This window comes from Pseudokineococcus marinus, assembly GCF_013004605.1.
GTDB lineage: Bacteria > Actinomycetota > Actinomycetes > Actinomycetales > Quadrisphaeraceae > Pseudokineococcus > Pseudokineococcus marinus.
In genome coordinates, this window is the sequence record NZ_JABEMA010000287.1 from 1 (window position 1) to 3,880 (window position 3,880).

General features: G+C 77.7%; 3 protein-coding genes. 2 read left to right on the forward strand and 1 reads right to left on the reverse strand.

The window, feature by feature from the left end; translation table 11 throughout:
• Window positions 1-543, forward strand: a 543-nt coding sequence (locus tag HLB09_RS14125) for a hypothetical protein (protein WP_171203981.1), incomplete at its 5' end; no start/stop codon positions are given.
• Window positions 543-2,090 carry a phytoene desaturase family protein gene (locus HLB09_RS14130; protein ID WP_171203982.1) on the forward strand — a complete coding sequence of 516 codons (1,548 nt, stop codon included), beginning with the start codon at window positions 543-545 and terminating at the stop codon, window positions 2,088-2,090. The genes HLB09_RS14125 and HLB09_RS14130, both read left to right, overlap by 1 nt.
• 164 nt (window positions 2,091-2,254) lie before the next feature.
• On the opposite strand, the gene HLB09_RS14135 is transcribed toward HLB09_RS14130, so the two are convergent.
• Window positions 2,255-3,808 carry a DEAD/DEAH box helicase gene (locus tag HLB09_RS14135; protein ID WP_344554081.1) on the reverse strand — a complete coding sequence of 518 codons (1,554 nt, stop codon included), beginning with the start codon at window positions 3,806-3,808 and terminating at the stop codon, window positions 2,255-2,257.
• Window positions 3,809-3,880 lie beyond the last annotated feature (72 nt).

Genomic DNA, 3,880 nt, shown 5'->3' on the forward strand with positions numbered 1-3,880 from the left:
CCGGCGGTGCTGCTCGTCACCCTCGTCGGCGCGGCCGGCTGCACCGACGGGCGCGAGCCCTCCGCCGACCCCGCGGCCTCCTCCGCGTCGGCGCCGAGCGCGAGCCCCAGCACCAGCACGGGCCCGACCGGGGTCGAGGCGACGGAGACGGGGGCGACGCCGTCGGCGTCCCCCTCGGAGAGCGCCTCGCCCTCGGCCACGTCGACGGAGGAGGTCGCCGTCGGCGAGGTCGTCGAGGGCTTCCCCCTCGACGTCGTGCCGCTCCTGCCCGACGCCGAGGTGGCCCTGTCCAACGTCGTCCGCGACGAGGGCGGCCGCTCGGTGGCGCTGGCGGGGCGCACCTCCCGCAGCCCGCAGGAGGTCGTCGACTTCTACACGCAGGCGCTGACGGCGCAGGGCTTCACGGCGACGACGCCCCCGGCCGTCGACGGCGCCGTCGTGACGACCTACACGCGCGGGCCCGCCGCCGCCGACCTCCTCACGCTGTCGGTCACCTCCTCCGCCGGGCTGCAGGACTTCTCGATCGGCGGTCGGCTGGCCTGATGGCCCGCGTCGTCGTCGTCGGCGCGGGGGCCGGCGGGCTCGCCGTCGCCATGCGCCTGGCCCGCCGCCGCCACGACGTCGTCGTCCTCGAGGCGGCCGACGAGGTCGGCGGCAAGCTCGGCTGGGTCGAGCACGAGGGCTTCGGCTTCGACACCGGGCCCTCGCTCGTCACGCTGCCCGCCGTCTACCGGGACCTCTTCCTCAAGACGGGGAAGAAGCTCGAGGCGTGCGTCGACCTCGTGCCCCTCGAGACGGCGGCGCGCTACCGCTTCGCCGACGACACCGTGCTCGACCTGCCGGCCGGCTCGCGGGGCGCGCTGCGCCGGGCCCTCGACGACGCCCTCGGCGCCGGCGCCGGCGACCAGTGGCTCCGGCTGCTGGAGCGCGGGTCCCGCATCTGGGACCTCTCCCGCGGCCCGTTCCTCACCTCGCCGCTGCGGGGTCTGCGCACGCTGCTGCCGCTGGCCCGCCGCCGCCGCGACCTCGCCACGATCGCGCCGACGACGTCGCTGCGCCGCCTCGGCGAGCAGCTCCTCGAGCACCCGCACCTGCGGACGATGCTCGACCGCTACGCCACCTACTCCGGCTCCGACCCGCGCCGCGCGCCCGCGGCCCTCGCCTCGACCGCGTTCGTCGAGCAGGCCTTCGGCTCCTGGTACGTGCGCGGCGGCCTGCGCCGCCTGGCCCTCGCGATGGCCGGGCGCGTCGAGGCCCTCGGCGGCGAGGTGCGCTGCGGCGCCGCGGTGGAGGAGGTCCTCGTCGAGGGCGGGCGCGCCGCGGGCGTCCGGCTCGTCGGCGGCGAGGAGGTGGCGGCCGACGTCGTCGTCATGGCGGGCGACACCGCCGCCCTCTACGGCGTCGGCACCGGCGGGCGCGCGCTCCTGCCGCCGGGCCGGGTGCGCCGTCGCGGGGCCCGCCGGCTGCGACTGGCCGAGCCGTCCGCGAGCGGCTTCGTGCTCCTGCTGGCCCTGTCGGGCCGGACGCCCGACCTGCAGCACCACACGGTGCTCTTCCCCGCCGACTACGACGCCGAGTTCGACGCCCTCTCCGGCACGGGGCGCCACCGCGGCGCGCCCGTCCCGGTGGAGGACCCGACCGTCTACGTCAGCGCGCCCGACGACCCCGCGACGCGTCCCGACGAGGACTCCGAGGCCTGGTTCGTGCTCGTCAACGCCCCCCGCCACCGGCCCGGCGCCCCGCGCGAGGGCGTCGACTGGGACGCCGTGGGCGACGACGGCGTACCGCTCGCCGAGCGCTACGCCGACCACGTGCTCGACGTCATGGCCGAGCGCGGCCTCGACGTCCGCGACCGGGTCCTGTGGCGCGGCGTCCGCACCCCCGCCGACCTCGAGCGCCTGACCGGCAGCGTGGGCGGGTCCATCTACGGCAGCTCGAGCAACGGCGCCCGGGCCGCCTTCCTGCGCCCCGCCAACGCGACGGCGCTCCCGGGCCTGTACTGCGTCGGCGGCTCCAGCCACCCCGGCGGCGGGCTGCCGCTGGTGGGCCTGTCCGCCGAGGTCGTCGCCGGCCTCGTCGGCGACGCCTGACGCGGCTCCCGCCCCTCCCCGGCGAAAGCGACGCCTCCTTCACCCCTTGAGGCCCTCCCCCGAAGCCGACGCCTCCTCCACAGCTCGGGGGCCCCTGGTGGGACGACGACGCCCGGCCGCGAAGGGGTCGCGGCCGGGCGTCGAGGAGCGTGAGGGAGGGGGCGTCAGCGACCGCCGCGGCGTCCGCCGCCCGCTCGGGAGACGTCGACGACGGAGCGACGCTGGGCCGGCGGCCGGGACGCGGGGCCCGAGCCGGAGGACGAGCCGCCGCCGTAGCCGGGCGAGGACGACGACCAGCTCGAGGGCGCCCCTCCGGAGCCGGAGCCGCCGCGACCACGGCCGCCACCCGCGCCTCCGCCGGAGCGCCCGCGGCCGCCCGCGGGGCCCGAGCCCTGGCGAGCGCCACCGCTCCGCCCCTGCCCCTGGGCCTGCCCCTGGGGACCACCACCGCCACCGCCACCACGGCCGCGGCGACGCCCGCCCCCGGCGGCCGGCTGCTGCGGAGGCGCGGGCGGAGCCGGCTCGACGTGGGGGGCCACCGGCCCCGTGAGGTCGGCGACCACGGGCGAGGCGGCGTCGACGTCGTGCTTGGCCGGCGCGATGCCCGCGAGGCGCACGAGGGTGCGCACGTCGCCGTTCTGCTCGGGCAGCACGAGCGTGACGACGTCGCCGCCCGAGCCGGCGCGCGCCGTGCGCCCGGAGCGGTGCAGGTACGCCTTGTGCTCGGTCGGCGGGTCGACGTGGACGACGAGCTCGACGTCGTCGACGTGGATGCCGCGCGCCGCGATGTCGGTGGCGACGAGCACCTTGACGTCGCCGGACGAGAAGGCGGCGAGGTTCTCCTGCCGCTTGTTCTGGGAGAGGTTGCCCTGCAGGTCGACCGCGGGGATGCCCTGCGCCGTCAGCTGCTTCGCGAGCTTCTTCGCCTGGTGCTTGGTGCGCAGGAACATCATCCGGCGCCCGGTGCCGGAGGCGAGGGTGCGCACCACCTCGGCCTTGGTCTCGGCGTCGCGCACGGCCAGCCAGTGGTGGGTCATCTCCACGACCGGCGAGGTGGCCGGGTCGATGGCGAAGGTGAGGTGGTCGGCGAGGTAGCGGCGCACGAGCACGTCGACGCCGTTGTCCAGCGTCGCGGAGAAGAGCATCCGCTGGCCGCCCGCGGGGGTCCGGTCGAGCAGGCGCTTCACGCCGGGGAGGAAGCCGAGGTCGGCCATGTGGTCGGCCTCGTCGAGGACGGTGACCTCGACCTCGTCGAGGCGCAGGAAGCCCTGGCCGATGAGGTCCTCCAGCCGCCCCGGGCAGGCGACGACGACGTCGACACCGGCCTGGAGGGCGGTCACCTGACGGCCCTGCGGCACCCCGCCGAAGATCGTCGTGACCTTCAGCCCGACCGCGGTGGCCAGCGGCTCGAGCGTCGCGGTGATCTGCGTGGCGAGCTCGCGGGTCGGCGCGAGGACCAGCCCGCGAGGGCGGCCGGCGGGCCGGCGTCCGCCCTGAGCCTGCTGGCCGGCGGTGCCGGCCAGTCGCGCCGCCAGCGGCAGCGCGAAGGCGAGGGTCTTGCCGGAGCCGGTGCGCCCGCGGCCGAGGACGTCGCGGCCCGCGAGCGTGTGGGGCAGCGTCACCGCCTGGATGGGGAAGGGCCTCTCGAAGCCGCGGTCGGCCAGCGAGGCCGCGAGCGGCGCCGGGACGCCGAGCTCGGCGAAGGTCTGCTCGACCAGCGCCTCCTCGGAGACGAGGACGGCGCCGGCGAGCTCGTCGGCGGGGGCCGCGGGGGCCGGGGAGATCGGAAG

Bases quoted from the DNA above. Each gene is read 5' to 3' on its own strand.
- HLB09_RS14130 (WP_171203982.1), top strand. From the start codon at position 543: ATGGCCCGCGTCGTCGTCGTCGGCGCGGGGGCCGGCGGGCTCGCCGTC.